At 67.0% G+C, this 15,505-nt stretch carries 17 protein-coding genes and 1 other annotated feature; of the genes, 4 read left to right on the forward strand and 13 right to left on the reverse strand.

Features of this window, described 5'->3' with window-relative positions; translation table 11 throughout:
• Window positions 1–226 precede the first annotated feature (226 nt).
• Complete coding sequence (locus tag ACNF49_RS14580) at window positions 227–1,282, forward strand: FAD-dependent monooxygenase (RefSeq protein ID WP_482944020.1); 1,056 nt, start codon at window positions 227–229, stop codon at window positions 1,280–1,282.
• A 332-nt stretch (window positions 1,283–1,614) separates the two neighbouring features.
• Here ACNF49_RS14580 and ACNF49_RS14585 read toward each other — a convergent pair whose 3' ends face one another.
• Window positions 1,615–2,391 carry an integrase core domain-containing protein gene (locus ACNF49_RS14585; protein ID WP_482944021.1) on the reverse strand — a complete coding sequence of 259 codons (777 nt, stop codon included), beginning with the start codon at window positions 2,389–2,391 and terminating at the stop codon, window positions 1,615–1,617.
• A gap of 66 nt (window positions 2,392–2,457) precedes the next feature.
• On the opposite strand from ACNF49_RS14585, the gene ACNF49_RS14590 reads away from it, so the two are divergent.
• From ACNF49_RS14590 to ACNF49_RS14600, 3 genes are all read left to right on the forward strand, one after another.
• Window positions 2,458–2,850, forward strand: coding sequence for a hypothetical protein (locus tag ACNF49_RS14590; protein ID WP_482944022.1), 393 nt, complete (start codon window positions 2,458–2,460; stop codon window positions 2,848–2,850).
• A gap of 41 nt (window positions 2,851–2,891) precedes the next feature.
• Window positions 2,892–4,114, forward strand: a protein-coding gene (locus ACNF49_RS14595) for an IS3 family transposase (RefSeq protein WP_482939532.1) whose coding sequence is annotated in 2 segments (ribosomal slippage) — window positions 2,892–3,171 and window positions 3,171–4,114 — 1,224 coding nt in all. Because the reading frame shifts where the segments join, the coding sequence is not laid out codon by codon here.
• Window positions 3,170–3,283, forward strand: a sequence feature (AL1L pseudoknot). Its footprint overlaps the gene before it by 114 nt.
• 450 nt (window positions 4,115–4,564) lie before the next feature.
• On the forward strand, window positions 4,565–5,233 hold the full coding sequence (locus tag ACNF49_RS14600) for a hypothetical protein (protein WP_482944023.1): 669 nt from the start codon (window positions 4,565–4,567) through the stop codon (window positions 5,231–5,233).
• A 510-nt stretch (window positions 5,234–5,743) separates the two neighbouring features.
• Here ACNF49_RS14600 and ACNF49_RS14605 read toward each other — a convergent pair.
• The 12 genes from ACNF49_RS14605 to pabB all read right to left on the reverse strand — a co-directional run bounded on the left by ACNF49_RS14605 (window position 5,744) and on the right by pabB (window position 15,446).
• The gene (locus tag ACNF49_RS14605; RefSeq protein ID WP_482944024.1) at window positions 5,744–6,427 is read right to left on the reverse strand and encodes a hypothetical protein; all 684 of its coding nucleotides are present in this window, start codon (window positions 6,425–6,427) and stop codon (window positions 5,744–5,746) included.
• Window positions 6,424–6,636, reverse strand: a complete 213-nt coding sequence (locus tag ACNF49_RS14610; protein WP_482944025.1) for an MbtH family protein — start codon at window positions 6,634–6,636, stop codon at window positions 6,424–6,426. Before ACNF49_RS14610 ends, ACNF49_RS14605 begins: the two co-directional genes overlap by 4 nt.
• A gap of 50 nt (window positions 6,637–6,686) precedes the next feature.
• Window positions 6,687–6,914: a phosphopantetheine-binding protein gene (locus ACNF49_RS14615; RefSeq protein ID WP_498702444.1), complete on the reverse strand. Its 228-nt coding sequence runs from the start codon at window positions 6,912–6,914 to the stop codon at window positions 6,687–6,689.
• Window positions 6,847–8,229 carry an ATP-grasp domain-containing protein gene (locus ACNF49_RS14620; RefSeq protein ID WP_482944027.1) on the reverse strand — a complete coding sequence of 461 codons (1,383 nt, stop codon included), beginning with the start codon at window positions 8,227–8,229 and terminating at the stop codon, window positions 6,847–6,849. The genes ACNF49_RS14615 and ACNF49_RS14620 overlap by 68 nt, the downstream gene beginning before the upstream one ends.
• Before the next feature lie 76 nt (window positions 8,230–8,305).
• On the reverse strand, window positions 8,306–9,064 hold the full coding sequence (locus ACNF49_RS14625) for a glycosyltransferase family 25 protein (RefSeq protein WP_482944028.1): 759 nt from the start codon (window positions 9,062–9,064) through the stop codon (window positions 8,306–8,308).
• A gap of 1 nt (window position 9,065) precedes the next feature.
• Window positions 9,066–10,136 carry a glycosyltransferase family 4 protein gene (locus ACNF49_RS14630; RefSeq protein WP_482944029.1) on the reverse strand — a complete coding sequence of 357 codons (1,071 nt, stop codon included), beginning with the start codon at window positions 10,134–10,136 and terminating at the stop codon, window positions 9,066–9,068.
• Window positions 10,133–11,059: a branched-chain amino acid transaminase gene (locus ACNF49_RS14635; protein ID WP_482944030.1), complete on the reverse strand. Its 927-nt coding sequence runs from the start codon at window positions 11,057–11,059 to the stop codon at window positions 10,133–10,135. The genes ACNF49_RS14630 and ACNF49_RS14635 overlap by 4 nt, the downstream gene beginning before the upstream one ends.
• Window positions 11,056–11,331, reverse strand: coding sequence for a hypothetical protein (locus ACNF49_RS14640; RefSeq protein WP_482944031.1), 276 nt, complete (start codon window positions 11,329–11,331; stop codon window positions 11,056–11,058). The genes ACNF49_RS14635 and ACNF49_RS14640 overlap by 4 nt, the downstream gene beginning before the upstream one ends.
• A 301-nt stretch (window positions 11,332–11,632) precedes the next feature.
• A complete protein-coding gene (locus ACNF49_RS14645; protein WP_482944032.1) occupies window positions 11,633–11,923 on the reverse strand; it encodes a chorismate mutase in 291 nt (96 codons plus the stop codon).
• Window positions 11,916–12,893, reverse strand: coding sequence for an arginase family protein (locus ACNF49_RS14650; RefSeq protein ID WP_482944033.1), 978 nt, complete (start codon window positions 12,891–12,893; stop codon window positions 11,916–11,918). The genes ACNF49_RS14645 and ACNF49_RS14650 overlap by 8 nt, the downstream gene beginning before the upstream one ends.
• Window positions 12,880–13,356, reverse strand: a complete 477-nt coding sequence (locus ACNF49_RS14655; RefSeq protein WP_482944034.1) for a GNAT family N-acetyltransferase — start codon at window positions 13,354–13,356, stop codon at window positions 12,880–12,882. Before ACNF49_RS14655 ends, ACNF49_RS14650 begins: the two co-directional genes overlap by 14 nt.
• Window positions 13,353–15,446 (reverse strand): aminodeoxychorismate synthase component I, encoded by a 2,094-nt coding sequence (gene pabB, locus ACNF49_RS14660; RefSeq protein WP_482944035.1) that lies wholly within the window; start codon window positions 15,444–15,446, stop codon window positions 13,353–13,355. Before pabB ends, ACNF49_RS14655 begins: the two co-directional genes overlap by 4 nt.
• Window positions 15,447–15,505 lie beyond the last annotated feature (59 nt).

A 15,505-nucleotide genomic window follows, 5' to 3' on the forward strand; every position in this document is an offset into this window, starting at 1 on the left:
TCGTCGATCCGTGCGAACAGCCGGCTCGGGTCCGGCGTGGCGTAGCGCGCACGGTGGCGCACGGTGCGCGTATAACTACTCTGTGCCAAATGAAGTACAGAAGGTGAGTTGTGTCGGTGGCGGGCCCGCTGGCCTGTATTTCGCGATCCTGATGAAGCTGCGCGATCCTTCGTGTGACATATCCGTTTTCGAGCGCGATCCAGCGGGTTCGACGTACGGCTGGGGCGTGACGTACTGGGGCAGCCTGCTCGACCGGCTGCACGAGAGCGACCCCGAGTCGGCCCGCGCCATCGGCGAGGCGTCCGTGCGGTGGCATGACGGGATGGCCCTCATCGGCGGACGCACCACCACGCACCGCGGCGACGAGGGCTTCGGAATCGGCCGCCACCGGCTGCTCGGCATCCTGGCCGACCGGGCGATCGCGCTCGGCGTGCGGGTGGAGTTCGAGCGCGAGATCCTCGGCGAGGTCCCGGACGCCGACCTGGTGGTGGCCGCCGACGGGGTGAACAGCCCGCTGCGCGGCCGCCACGACTTCGGCACCGAGATCGCCACTGGGGGCAACACCTACATCTGGCTCGGGACCACCAGGGTCTTCGACGCCTTCACCTTCGCTTTCGTGGAGACCGAGCACGGCTGGATCTGGTGCTACGGCTACCGCTTCGACGACGAGCGCAGCACCTGCGTGATCGAGTGCACGCCCGCCACGTGGCGCGGGCTCGGGCTCGACCGCGCCGACGAGGCGGGCAACCTGGAGCTGCTGGAGAAGCTGTTCGTCGACCTGCTCGACGGGCATCGGCTCATCGGGCGCGGGCAGGGCGTCGCGCAGTGGCTGCGCTTCCAGACCGTGACGAACCGCTCCTGGCACCGCGGCAACCTCGTCCTGCTCGGCGACGCCGCGCACACCACGCACTACTCCATCGGTGCCGGGACCACGCTCGCGATCGAGGACGCCATCGCGCTGGCCGGCGCGATCGAGCGCCACCCCGCCCTGGCGCCCGCGCTCGCGGCCTACGAGCGGGAGCGCAAGGCCGCGCTGTTGCCGGTCCAGAGCGCCGCCCGCTACAGCGCGCGATTCTACGAGGACCTGCCGCGCTACCTGCGCCTGGAGCCCGCGCAGATGTTCGCGCTGCTCGGCCAGCGGCACTCGCCACTGCTGTCGTACATGCCGCCGCGGCTGTACTACCGGCTCGACCGGGCAGCGAGCCGGCCGGTGGCGCTGCGCAAGATCAAGCGCTGGGCCGGGCACTGGATCGCCGGGTCACTGCAGTCGTTGTCGCGCTGACGGTGTCAGCGCAGGTCGCGGACGAGGCGGCCGATGACGGAGTGGACCCTGCCGTCGTCGAACGAGTCGATCAGCAGGGGCACAGCCCGCCGCCGGGTTCGGGAGACCCGGCGCGGGCCTTGGGCCAAGCGGCTCCGCTGCGCACTGCTCCTGATCCGATCATCGATCCCGAGCGAACCATCGACTTGAACATACGCTGACGAGACGGGTTAGGCGGCATCCTGCACGAGTACTTACATGCCGCTTGGCCTGGACGGATGGAACTATCGGCAGGCGCAATGTCAAGGACGGTCCAGGTAAGGGGCTTCCCGCCATAGACGTGGACACCGATTTCAAGCGGCAGACTTCACGCTGTCTGCCGTCTTCTCGTAGGCGATCGGGCTGAGCCGGCCGAACCGGGAGTGCCGCCGGACCGTGTTGTATCGGGTGATCCAGCCGAACACGGCCAGACGGGCGGTGCGGGCGCCGGGCCGGCCGGGCGCGCCCTTCAGCGTCTCGCGCTTCAGACTCGCATCGAAGGACTCGGCCGCCGCGTTGTCGGCGCTGGTGCCGGCCGCACCGCGCGAGCGGGTGACACCGAGCCGGCGACAGGCCCGCGCGAACTCCCGGGAGCAGTACTGCGCCCCGTTGTCGCTGTGAAACACCACCCCGTCCAGACGGCTTTGAACTCGGCCGGGTAGTTCTTCATCACCATCAGTGACATCTCTTCCCCTGGAGCTCAAGGTCCAGTCTCCAAGGTGTCCACGTTCAAGGGGAAGGCCCCATGTCGCGGGCTGGGCGCGGCACCAGTCCACGACGCGGCACGTGATGCGGTCGAAGGGCGCGTCATTGATGAGGGGGCGTTCGAAGTCGGCCACGTGATCCAGGTCCATGGCCAATTCCGCCAAGGTCTCCTTGGCGAACAGCCCAGACCTGGTGAGCGTCTCTCGCAGGTAGGCCAGGAGACGTTCATGGTGCTCGTCCCAGTTGATGTTGCCGTTGCGCTGAGCCTCATCTCGAAGTTTCTCGACCGCGCGCAGCAGCTCGCCTTGGACGGTGTCCGCCTGGCCTCGACGTGGTACATGGCACTGCCAGATCCTGCGAGCGTGGGCGGCATATGACGCGTCCATGGCGGTATGGCTATGCCGCCGGCGCGGCCTGCAGCCGGGTGATCTCGGTCAGTGTTGGTGAGGCTTGTGGACACGCCGGCCGACGCCAAGGCAAGCGACTGCACGCGATGCGTCGGGAGACAGGAAAAGCTGAAAATGGTAGGCGGGCTCTGTGCTTTCGACGATGCCGAGGATGAGGTGCTGAAGTCCGCAGGAGCTGAGCTGTGCGACCGTCTCCTCGAAGCCGAGGGATGGGATCTCCAGCCGGTGGACAAGACGCGTGCGACGCCGGTAAGTCCTGGTCAATTGGAGCGCCTCGACCGGGTCCGGCCATATTTCGAAGCGGGCTCCAGCCGCGAGCGCCCGAAGACAGGCATGACCCGCGTCCCCTCCTGCGCTGTCGAGGAGTTGAACGAGCCTTTCTCCATCCACGAACGCAGCCTACGCACTGAACCGCACCGACTTTCTTGGAGGCCCTGAAGCCAGCATGATCGTGCTGGCGGAAGGGAGAATCACACGCGATGCCAGCCCCCAGGAAGTACCCGCAGGAAGTACGTGAGCGCGCGGTGCGGATGGTGTTCGAGGTCCGCGAGCAGACCGGCAACGCGCCAGGCGCCATCGCCCGGGTCGCCCAGCAGCTCGGCGTCCACCGCGAAGCGTTGCGCAGCTGGGTCCGGCAGGCCGAGGTCGACGGAGGACAGCGGCCGGGCACCTCGACAGCCGATGCGCAGAGGATCGCCGAGCTCGAACGGGAGATCCGTGAACTGCGCCGGGCCAATGAGATCCTGAAGTCGGCGGCCGCTTTTTTCGCCCGGGAACTCGACCCCCGACCGCCCAGATAGTCGCCTTCATCGACGCCCACCGCGACGAATTCGGTGTCGAACCGATCTGCCAGGTGCTCGATCTCGCGCCGGCGACGTACTACGCGGCCCGCAACCGGCCGCCCTCGGCCCGGCAGCGACGCGACGAGCAGCTGTCGGCCGAGATCATCCGGCTGTGGAACGACAACTTCGAGGTGTACGGGGTGCGCAAGATGTGGAAGGCGCTCAACCGCCAGGGCGTGGCCGTGGCCCGCTGCACGGTCGCCCGGTTGATGCGCAGGTTAGGGCTGTCCGGCGCGGTCCGGGGCGATCACAAGCGCCGCACCACCATCGCTGAGCCGCTGTGTCCGCGGCCGGCCGACCTGGTCGAGCGGGACTTCGCCGCGCCGGCGCCGAACCGGCTGTGGGTGGCCGACCTGACCTACATCCACACCTGGGCCGGGTTCGTCTACGCCGCGTTCGTCATCGACGTCTACTCGCGGATGATCGTCGGCTGGCGGCTGACCGACCACCTGCGTACCGACCTGCCACTGGACGCGCTGGAGATGGCCCTGTGGCGCCGCGGCGGCCAGACCGACACGCTGAACGGGCTGGTGCACCACTCCGACCGCGGCTGCCAATATCTATCCATCCGCTACACCGACCGGCTCGCCGACGCCGGCGCGGTCAGCTCGGTCGGCTCGCGCGGGGACAGCTACGACAACGCCCTGGCCGAGAGCACCATCGGACTGTACAAGACCGAACTGATCCACCGCCGCGGCCCGTGGAAGGGCCTGGACGACGTCGAACTCGCCACCATGGAATGGGTCGACTGGTACAACAACCGCCGACTCCACAGCGCCTGCCAGGACCTTCCACCCGCCGAATACGAAGCCCTCTACCGCGCAGAGATCAACTCAGCTACTCTCACCCCAGCCACATAACCCGGTCTCCAACAAACCCGGCGCGGTTCACACAGCGCGGTCTCTGAGAGCCATGCATCGTGCGTGCAATGATCACGAGGGCGGGGAAGCGCGGGTACTCGAGGGTGGGGCCCGCATCGCATCCGACCAGAGCCGGAACACGTCAGAGGATCACGAGCCGAGCTCTTCCACACTGGTGAAGCAACGATCACACGAGAGTGGCGGCCTGGCGGAGAGCCATGGCTGGAATTCATTCGAGAAAGATCAAGGCTCGCGTCCCTTCGGGTGATGGAGTTGGAGCTCGTGAGCTGATCGCCGTTGTGGCCGTATAGGCCCGATGACGAGATCTGGCCCTAATGGAGCAAACCTGAGAGGTACTCTGCCGTCAGTAGCGGGTCGCCGGACCTCAAGACGTCAGGTTCCTGAGCAAACGGCTGGCAACCTGCCGAACTGCTTCACCAGGGGGCTTGTGTGAACACAGCTCTGATCACTGCTGCCGCCAGCATTCTCGCGGTAGGAATCGGATTCATGTTGACCCATTGGAGCGCTGTCCGGAACGGCCGTCACCGTGACCAGCTGGCCCGGGTGCAGACTCAACTGAGTCAGTTGTATGGACCGATGTACGCCATGACTCAGTCGAATGGCATCGCCTACCGAGCCATGCGGGATCGATACGACCCCGAGGGACTGTTCGATCAGCGGACATCAGAAAGCATTAAGCGGATCGACGCGAACCAGCGTGAGATATACCGCCTATGGATGACCAGCGTACTCCAGCCGACGTCTCGTAAGGTGTGCGATCTCCTGTTGACGCATGCTCATCTGCTGCTGGATGAGACGATGCCAGAATGTGCCATGAAGTACTTCACCCACGTCCGAGGCTACGAGGTCGTCCTGGCTCGATGGGAGGCCGGCGAGCATGCAGAGCTGTTCAGCTTGATTCCCTACCCTCAAGAGTTCACCGACTACATAGCAGAATCTTTCGAAAAACTCCAAGTTCGGCAGTCCCAGCTATTGGCAAACCGTCGAAGTCGTACCGCCAGAAGGCTTGTGCCAGCCACAACCGACCAAACAAGGCTGAGCGGTCGTACGCAGGTCAGTATGGCTGCCGAGTCCGATCAACAGCCATACGGGATATAGGCGGGATGGGCTCCCTGATGGGAAAGTGGGGAGCCGTATACAGAGGTCAGGGGCCTGGTCCGGTTGACAATGTTTGCCCCTTGAGGGGCGGTGCGTCGCAGGCATGCCCGTCAGGGCGGTCAGCAAGGGGAGTCGCGGGAAATCCTGGACGGGCTGACCGCCACGCTGACCTGCATCGCAGCAGGTCCAGAGATCATGTACCGAAAGCTTCCAGCATGGCCATGACGATTCATGCCGTCAGGGATCCGCAGCCTGCTCTGTTTCATGTCCCACGTAGTGGGTGCTGTCCTCGTCCTGCAACGCGTCGAGGAGCGTCGTTACTCAGGAACCTTCGCCGTGCTGACCGTCTCCATGACGCCTCCTGGGAGCGACAGCCGTCATGACCCCATGCTCGGCGATCGCTCCCGCACCGTTGCCCTCTGCTCGGCGTGGTTGCTCGCGCCTCGTGCGGAGTGCCGGTCATCTGCTCATCGGACGGGCGGTGGTGGGCCCCCGTCCGATGGGCCATGATCAGCTGGCGCGTTTGCGGGCAACCCCCCGAGGCGTGAATTCGAAGAGCCCCCAGCGTGCGGCCATCACCACCGCTTCCGTCCGGTTGCGCGCGCCTATCCGGTCGTACAGCTCGCGCAGCGAACGGTACATTTCCCGCTGCGAGTAGCAGGCTCTCACGGCGAGTTCCGCGATGGTCGATCCGCCGGCGAGCGCCGCGATCCACTGCAGTTCCATGGAGCTGAGCTCGATGCCGGGCGGCGGGCCGCACCGGCGGTTCTCGGCAAGTTCTGATGCGATGGGGGCGGGAAACAGCGTGTAGTCGTTCATGGCCGCTTCGAGCACCCGGGCGATTTCCTCGACAGGAGCTCGGTGATCGACCGCCGACCGGGCACCGCAGCGAAGGGCTCGGCTGTAGGTGGCCGGGTCGGGATCGACCAGAACCGCGACGATGCAGCGGTTCTTGGCCGCCCTGGCGCAGTGGAGCAGGAAATCCCAGTCGGCGCTGTCTCGCAGGGCGAGGAGAAGGGGGTCGGCGTCCTCACCGGCCGACTGAGGAATCGTGGAGTATTCGTGCACTTCGTAGCCTTGGGCTCGGAGTAGCGAGGCCATCCCGCGAGCCGCGGCGGGTACGGAGTCGATCACTGTGACGCTTTGGTGCCTGGCCGTGATGAGGCCGTCCAGGTCGTGAACGAGAACGGTCATGAATGCTGCTGACCCATCGCGATGCGCAGGCTGAGCGGGCGCATGTCCGTCCAGACCACTTCGATCCTGTCCAGGCATTCGCTTTTCGAGCCGCTGGTGCCCTCGTCGTGCCAGCCCAATGGGTTCGTTCGATCGGCCGGCCAGATGGAGTATTGCTGCTCGTCGTTGAAAACGACCTTGTAGCGGGTGGTCGTCTCGTTCTCTGTCACTCTTCCTCCTGGCGCGCAGGCGTACGAAAGGCCTGCCGGGTGTTGCGGTTTCACGAATGTCCGTTGACCCGTCCGGATATGAGCTTGCCGATGCCTTCGCAGGTCGGCTGCTGGAACATCTCGCTCAGGCTGATGAGGGCGCCTGTGCGCTTCCGCAGGGCCGCCAGTGTCCTTGCCGCGTCCATGGAGTCGCCGCCCAGCTCGAAGAAGTCATCCTCCGCGCGGAAGTCGGTCCTGCGCAGGGTGTCTTCCCAGATCTCCATGACCACACGGGTCATCTCCGCTTCTGCGTCTGTCACGTGCCGGCCCTTCCTGTCCTTGTGCTGTGGGCGTGTCACTGCCCGTCGGCGTACTCCACCTGAATGGCGTCGACGTGCGCGGAGGCCGCGTCCAGGGCGGCTTCCTGGGTGGGCGCCAGTGAGATCGCGTAGGCGAGGTGGGAGTCGCGCGGCAGCGGAGGGAGCCGTTCGGGGTCGCGGGTCGCGGTTTCGACGACCGTCGACGCGGTGACGGCGGGCTCCGTGATCCGCTTGACCCGTCCACTGCGGTCGGTGAGCAGATCGCGCAACACGGAGTAGCCGTGGTGGGGAAGCGGCCCCGGCCATGGCCGGGGCTCGCCGAGGTAGATCCGCTGGTAGGCGTCGACGACGTCGAACCCCGTGGCGAGCTGGATAAGCCTTCTGAGTCCACCCCCGGCAGGCGCGGGTTGATCTCGATGAGCGCCGGGCGGTTCGCCTCCATCTTGAACTCGATGTGGGCGGCGCCCCTTCGGTGTCCGACGGCGTTCAACCAGGCGATGAGGGTCTCCTCGACGGTGTCGTCGACTTCGGACCCGAAGCTCCACGGGAAGATGTGCCCGATCTCCCTGCGGACGGGGGGCGGGGTCATCAGGGCGGTGTTGGTCACGCCCAGCAACCGCCAGCGCCCTTCGATGTCGTCCCAGATCAGTTCGCCGCTGTACTCGGGTCCTTCGACGTATTCCTCCACCAGGATCGAGGGGACGCTCTCGGCGCCGCCGCTGGTCGCCCGGTAGTAGATGATCGCCTCGTCCACGGCGGCGACGTAACTCGCGTCGTCGTGGCAGACCGACACGCCGTAGCTGGCCCGCCCCACCACCGGCTTCACGACGCATGGGTAGCCGACGGGGGAGGTGTCCCCGGCATTCTCCGCGACCCGTACGGCGTAGGTGACCGGATGGCCGAGCGGGTTGGTCATCTCACGGGCGCGGTCCTTGAAGACGCAGTTCTCGATGCCGGTGGGGTCGGCGCCCGGCAGGCCCAGGTGCTGGGCCAGCAGAGCGGCGTTCATGAGGTGCGCGTCGCTGTAGGAGATCACACCCGCGAGATCGTGCCCTGAATAGCGCGTCAGCAGATCGGGCAGGCTCATGGTGCTGACCGCGTCGACACCGCTGAATCGGTGGAACAGGTCCAATTCCGCGGCCAGCGGTTTCGGGGTCGTCTGGAACTCGAAATCCATGCTCTTGTCGGGATACTGGGCCGCTAATCGAATGGGCCGGCCCTGGGAAAGGGCAAGTGCCGCGCCATAGGAAGCGTAATCGCTGAAACCTAGTTCGATATACAGGAGCTCGCGCAATTGAGCCTCCATGCTCCGTGTGTAATGTACTATTTCATCGGCCCTGAAGGATGGTAGGCAGGGGCTGTGGATCTTGTCAAGAAGTCGCGTTTGACCAGGTTGTGGCCGTTGTGGGAGGCAGGAACGCCGAATCTTCCGTATCACTGCCCGCCTCGTCCTTGTCGAGCTGCTCCACCAATGGAGGGTCGAAGGCGAGCGCGGAAATGCGTCGTGGGAACCGCGCCCTGACGTCCGTGCGGGGATGGTCGGCATACATGGCGGGCAGGAACTCATCGATGGGGATGATGGCCTTTTCCAGTTTCGCCGCCAGAAGTGTGATGATCGCCGGGCGGCTCAGGATGTACCCGTATGTGCAGTGACTGTAACCGGGGCTGACCATTCCCGGCAGATATGGCCTGTCCTGCTCCAGCGGGACTCGGCCGAGATAGACCAGGCCGATCTCATCGGCACTGCCCAGCGCAGCCGTGGCCGCCGTCAACCGGTCGACGAAACCGTCGGCCAGGACGGCGTCGTCCTCGAGAATCAGCGCATGGGACTTGCCGGTGGTCAGAGCGTGGCGCCAGCAGGCGAGATGGCTGAGGGTGCAGCCGATTTCGCCGAGCTTGAGCGGCCGGTTCCACCAAGGGTTGGTCGACTCGATCTGCCACGGAAAGGGTGACACGGAGTGGCGTTCGAGCACATCGGGGGAAAGGCCGTGCCCGTCGAAGGGGCCTGTCCAGTCGGAGGTGAATATCGCCGTCATCTCTGCCGGCAGCATGTGCTCCATCCGTGCCCGCCGGTCGGGCCGTCTGCGCAGGTTGACCACATATGTTTGCGTCTCGGATAGCTCGAACATGTCACCCCTTCTCGTGGGCGGCGATCATCCGCCGGTAGAGCGCCTCATGGCGCCGGGCCATCAGCGCGGCCGAGAACCGATCTTCTGCGGCTCTTCGGCAGGCGGTCGGTGAGATCTCCTCCGTCCGCCCGGCGAAGTGGGCGAGCTCGTCCACGTCCGCGGCGAGAAAGCCCGTCACACCGTGCTCGACGATCTCGGCCGTCGCTCCTCTTCGCAGTCCGACGACCGGTGTGCCGCAGGCCAGGGACTCGATGACGGTCAAGCCGAAGGGCTCGTCCCAGTTGGTCGGGACGAGGGTGCAGCGCGCGTTGCCGTACAACTCGACCTTGGCCTCGAAACCGACCTCGCCGACCAGTTCCACGTCGTCGCCGAGCAAGGGCTTGACCTTGTCGCGCAGGTAGCGGGCCTCGTATCCGAACTGCACCTCCTTGGTGGCGATGAGCAGTCGCAGCCCGGCCTTCCTGGCGGCGTGGATCGCCAGGTCGACGCCCTTGCCGTTCATCATCCGCCCGATGAAGAGCGCGTAGTCGCCCTTGAGCGGCTGGAAGCGGAACCCCTCGACGTCCAGCCCGTGGTGGATGACCTGGGCGTACCTGAGCTCTGGTGTGGTCGCCCGCTGGGCCGCGCTGAGGGCCACCAGGCCCACCTGCTCGTGGACCATGCGGTAAAGCGATCTGAGTGGCTCTTCCGCGGGTGTGGAGTGCACGGTGTGCACCACCGGGCGGGTGGTCGCGGCGAACGCTCCGATCGCCGGGCCGAAGGGGTCAGTGTGATCGTGAACGACGTCGAACTCCCCGGCGTCCCGATATGCGTGCACCACATGGTGGAGTTCGAGTGTCGGGTCCTCCAGGGACTTCTCCCAGCCAGGAGCCTGAGGGAGAAAGCTGCGCAGCCGGGCCTTGGTCACGGCATCGCCTGGCGCGTACAGGGTCACGTCGTGCCCTCGGCGTACCAGCTCCTCCGTGAGGACACTGACCATCAGCTCGGTCGCACCGTACGCGACAGGAGGGGTGCGTTGCCAGATCGGGGAGATGAGCGCGATCCGCAGCGGCCGCTCGGCCGGGCCGTTCACCGCGCCCCCACTCTGACGTCGGCGACCGCGTCCAGCCAGTCGTGGTGTTCAGGCACGCGAGCGCGGACCACGTCCTCGAAGCGTTCCGCCAGGGCCGCCGTCACCGGGCCCGGAGCGTGGAAGGTTGAGCCGTCCAGTTGCCTGACCGGGACGATGCGCGCGCCCGTCCCGGTGAGCAGGATCTCGTCCGCCTCATGGAGGTCCGCGGGGCATAGGGGGTGTTCGGCGGCATCGACGCCGAGGCCGGTCGCGATCGTACGGATCGTGTCGCGGGTCATCCCGTCCAGCAGGTGATCGTCCGCGATCGGGGTCAGCAGGCGACCGCCATGGACCACGAAGACGTTCATGGCGCTGGCCTCGCAGACCAGCCCGCGCTCATCGAGCATGATCGCTTCGTCGAAGCCCCGTTCGGCGGCCTCGGACTTGGCCAGCAGAGAGTTCAGGTAATGGCCGGCCGCCTTGGCACGCGGCACGAGTGACGCGGGGGAGATCCGCGTCCACGGGGAGACGGTGACGCGGACGCCGTGCGAGCCGGCGAAGTAGTGGTCGAGCCGCCAGGCGGCGACGGCCACGTCGAGGGTGCTCCCCGTACTGTCCAGGGCCATGGATCCCGGCCCTCTGAACGCCATCGGACGCACGTACAGATCTCCGCCGCCGTGCGCGCGCACCACCTCGTGCACCGCGGTGCGCAGGGACTGCGGCGACAGCGGCAGCCGCATGCCGTACGCCTCGGCGGAGCGTCGCAGCCGGTCGAGGTGATCGTCCAGCCGGAAGAGCGCGCAGCCGAGCCGCCCCTCATAGGCGCGCAGCCCTTCGAAGACGGTGGTGCCGTAATGCAGGGCGTGGCTCATGATGGGCACGGTCGCCTCGGAGGCGTGCTTGACAGTGCCGTCGTGCCATACCAGTGCGTCGACGGGGCTCATGACCGCGCGCTCGCGTAGAGGTCGGCGCGGACGAGTCCGGTCAGCTCGTCGCGGTACTCCAGCGCCCGCCCGTAGACCAGCCAGCCGGTGTCGACCGGGCCGATGCGTTCGATCACGACCAACCGGTCCGGGTTCTCATGCGCCCAGGACAGGTGGGTGAGCCCCGCCTCGTACTGGCCGGTCAGCAGGCCTTGGCCGATCAGCGGTTTGGCGCGTACGGAGACCAGTTCCGACCACTCGCCCGGACGCAGGTAGCCGACCGTGGCCGGCATGACCGCGAGGCTACGGGGGTGGGAACGTCCGCGCGGCGGAGGATCGCCATCGGTTTGGTCGGGGCGACGAAGCAGTCCACGACCCTGACCTCGGCCCAGTACCGCTCGGTCACGGTCGCGACGTCGGGGTGGGCGGTGTTCTGCAGCAGGAAGCAGTCCTCGGTGCCCCGTACGGTCTCCAGGCCGTCAAGCAGGTCGTCCACCAGGAGAATCCGTGCCTCGGGGATGCCTTGGAAGGCCAGATACCGGCGGAGTGTGTACTCGTGGTCGGTCCCTTCCGGACCGAGGGTGACGAACGTGGTCACCTGATCTCCCCTGGCGCGTCGATGATCGTGTCTTCGAGCCCGCAGGTGGCCTGGAGCAGCAGGTCGACGAAGGACTGGGTGAAGTCGGGCGGCGTGCCCTGTTCCGCGCCGCGTCTGCGGTAGTGCTCGTGCACATGCGTGACCCGGTCGGCCTGCATCATCGGGATGGACTCCGCCCGCTTCAGCTCGCCGACCCTCCTGACCACCTCGAACCGCTGGGCGAGCCGGGTGGCGATCTCCTCGTCGAGCACGTCGATACGCTCGCGTAGCCGGGTCAGCTCATCCATGGGCACCACACTTTCTGGGCAGATCGCCGGATAGTCCTTGTCCGAATTCCGCGGCGCATTCGCTCAGGAAGCCGCGCCGGTATCCGCCTTCCTGCACGATGCAGATCGGCCAGCCGGGAGCGGCGACGGCCTCGGCCACCAGGCCGTACACCTGCGGCGTAAGGGTCCAGCCGCCGTGCGGATCACCGGTCAGGGTGTCGAAGCCGAGGGACAGGACCAGCGTGTCGGTGCCCTCGTCGGCCAGGCGCCGCGTCAGTTCGGCCACCGCGGTCACGTACTCCTGCTCGGACGGCGCCTCCGTCATGTCGAAGCAGAGGTCGGCGGAGACCCCCACGAGGTCGTCGGTCCACGGGTAGTGCTCCAGCGTGGCGGCGTGGACGGACGCGTAGGGGCGCCCGGAATGCGCGGCGAGAATGGCCGCTGTTCCGTTGCCGATGTGGAAGTCGAGATCCAAGACGCCGGGACTGCGACCATGCCTGGCCAAGGCTTCGACAGCGACGGCGGCGTTGTTCAGGAAGCAGTAGCCGCCCAGCCAGGCGGGGCCCGCGTGGTGACCGGGCGGCCGGCAGAGCGCGTAGGCGGCCTGCCCGCCCTCGGCGACGAGCGCGGCGGCCGTCAGCGCCGTCCGTGCCCCCTCCCGGGCTGCCTGGTAGGTGCCCGCCTGCAGCGGAGTGTCCTGTACGACGCCGGGTGCGGCGCGATTCTCGGGGACGAGGTACTCACCCTCGGGCAGTCGGGCGCTGGCCGTTTCCAGGTAGCGAAGGTAGCCCGGGGCGTGGACGGCGGACAGGACCTCGTCCAGGTCATCGTCGGAGGCGCCGGCCGTGGCCGTACCCCAGCCCGAACGCCTCAGCCCGTTGGCGATCTCCGCCGTGCGCCCGTCGTCCTCGGCGCCGGCCACCCGCCCACCCTGCTTGTTCAGGGTCCAGGGCTGGGCGGGAGGCGTGCCCATCTGCTCAACCGTCAGCATCGGTGATCACCTTCCTCATGCGCAGCCCAAGATCCTGAAAGCCCCAGGACAGGTAGCTCCGATGGGCGTTCGCGAAGGACGCCGACTCCGGCCGGGGCAGGCCCACCTCGACGACGGCACAGCCATGAGCCCTGGCCTCTTCGGACAGGGCTGACACGAGGGCGGCTGCCACCCCTCGGCCGCGCGCGGTGGGCTCGACCCAGAGCTCCTGGATGACGGCGTACGGTCCGCCCGTTCGTATGGCGAGCTGGTAGCTGGCCGTCGCCACACCCAGCGGTCGCCCCTCGTCGTCCACCGCCATCAGCGCCACTCCCGCCTCCTTGCGGACGACCAGGTCATGGGCCGCCGGCGAAGCCTGCGGGATCACCGTCGGCTCGCCACGGAGCTCGCCGACCAGGCTCTGCACCGCGGCGACGAGATAGGGGACGTCCTCCGGGGTGACGTGGCGCACCGACCCGTTCACGCTTGCCTCGCTTCCGCGTACGTCGTGGTGATGTCCCGTTGGTGCCTGGAGATGGCCACCGCCCTGGCAGGTGCCGTGGCCTTCAGCACGGCCTCGTCGTACTCGGCGTCGGGGTCGGACTGGGCGACGATGGCGCCGCCGGTGCCGATGGTGGTCCCCGAGCGGTCGGCCACCACGGTGCGGATGACCACGGAGAGGTCGGCCGTGCCGTTGAGCGACAGGAACCCGATGGAGCCGGCGTACACCCCGCGGGCGCTGTCCTCCAGCCGGTCGATGATCTGCATGGTGCGCACCTTGGGCGCGCCTGTCATCGAGCCGGCCGGGAACGCCGCCCGCAGGGCGTCAACCGAGGTGAGCTCAGGGCGAAGGTGGCCGCGGATGGTGGAGACGAGCTGGTGAACGGTTTCGTAGCTCTCGACGGACATGAGCTCGGGCACGTGAACGCTCCCGATCGCGCTGACTCTGCCCAGGTCGTTGCGGACCAGGTCGACGATCATCAGGTTCTCCGCCCTGGTCTTCTCGTCCAAGGTCAGCGCCCGCGCGTTGTCCAGGTCGGTCTGGGCGTCGGCGGAGCGTGGCATGGTTCCCTTGATCGGCTTCGATTCGATCCAGCGCTCCCGGTCGACGCGCAGGAATCGCTCAGGGGAGGAGGAGAGGATCTCGACCTCGTCGAAGCGCAGGTACGCGGCGTACGGCGCGGGATTGATCCGCCGCAGGACCCGGTAGACGTCCAGCGAGGGAAGATCGAGCGGTTCGGTACGCACGCGGCCGGTGAAGCAGATCTCGTAGCTCTCGCCCCCTCGGATCTCCTCCAGGCAGGCGCGGACGGCGGCGAGGTAGGCCGCCCGCCCCATGCTCGGCCGGACGGGGTCCGGATGGATGTCGGCAGGAGGGCCCGGCTCCGTCGGCCGGACCGCCGCCGCCAGCAGCCGGCCGGTCTCGTCGAACCAGGTCCGGGCGGCGTCCGCCACGCCGTCCTCGCTCAACGCGACAAGATAGACCCGTCGCTCTTCGTGATCGAATGCGACGAACCTGTCAGCGAAAACCAGGCAGGCGTCAGGATGAGGCGAACGATGTCTGGCCGAACCGCCGCAGTCGGCCTTCAATTCATAGCCAAAATAGCCGACGAATCCGCCGACGAAATCGAAGGGCAGTTCTTCGTGGACCACGCCTCTCGCCAGCGAGCGTTTCAGATACTCGAAGAGCGTGCCTCGCTCGACTTTCTTTTCTCTGGCGGACCGGACGTGCACTTCTTCGCGCCCGACATGGTATTCGACCAGTCGGGAGAGTGGGCCGCCGTGGGCGCCGACAAAGGAAAACCGGGCCCGCCCGGATTCTGCGCGGCTGCTGTCCAGCCAGAACGCCACCTGAGTCGTCTCGTGTAATGCGGAGAACACCGTCTCGGGGTCCAGCCATTCCGGTAGCGTCGCCACGTGCGCGTGGTACGGCGGAGGCGCCGGCTCCGGCCCGCTCGTGTCGGCGGGAAGCGGACGCGGGCCGCGGGCGGCTCCGGCGGGTCTGCTCAGGTCTCTGAAGTTCTCCAGCAACCGCATCCCGTGCTCCGTCGCGATGGACTCCGGGTGGAACTGCACGCCCCACTGCGGCCTGAACCGGTGCCGCAACGCCATCACCAGCCCGTCCGACGTCCACGCGACCGCCTCCAACGAGGCGGGCAGGGGCTCGGAGACGATCCAGGAGTGGTAGCGCACCACCCGGAAACCAGCGGGAACGCCGGCGAACAACTCGCCGCCGTCGTGCCAGACACGGCTCAGCCGGCCGTGCATCGGCTCCGGTGCGAGTTCGACCATGCCGTCCGCCACGGCCGCCATTCCCTGATGTCCGAGGCACACGCCGAGAACGGGAATGTCGGCCTGTCGCAGGACCTCCGCGCACACGCCGAAATCGCCGGGCCGTGCGGGGTGGCCGGGGCCGGGGGACAACACGATGTTGTCGAACCGCATGGCTGACAATTCACGCCACGTCGTGGAGTCGTTGTGAATGACGGTCGGTTCGCAGCCGTTGGCCTCGGCCAGCATCTGAAAGAGATTGAATGTATACGAATCGTAGTTGTCAATCAGAAGTGTACGCATCCGCGACTTTCCCCTTGAGCATGGAACTCCTCGGTCCCACGCCCTGTTGATATCAGCCT

This window comes from Actinomadura sp. ATCC 39365 (assembly GCF_054392275.1).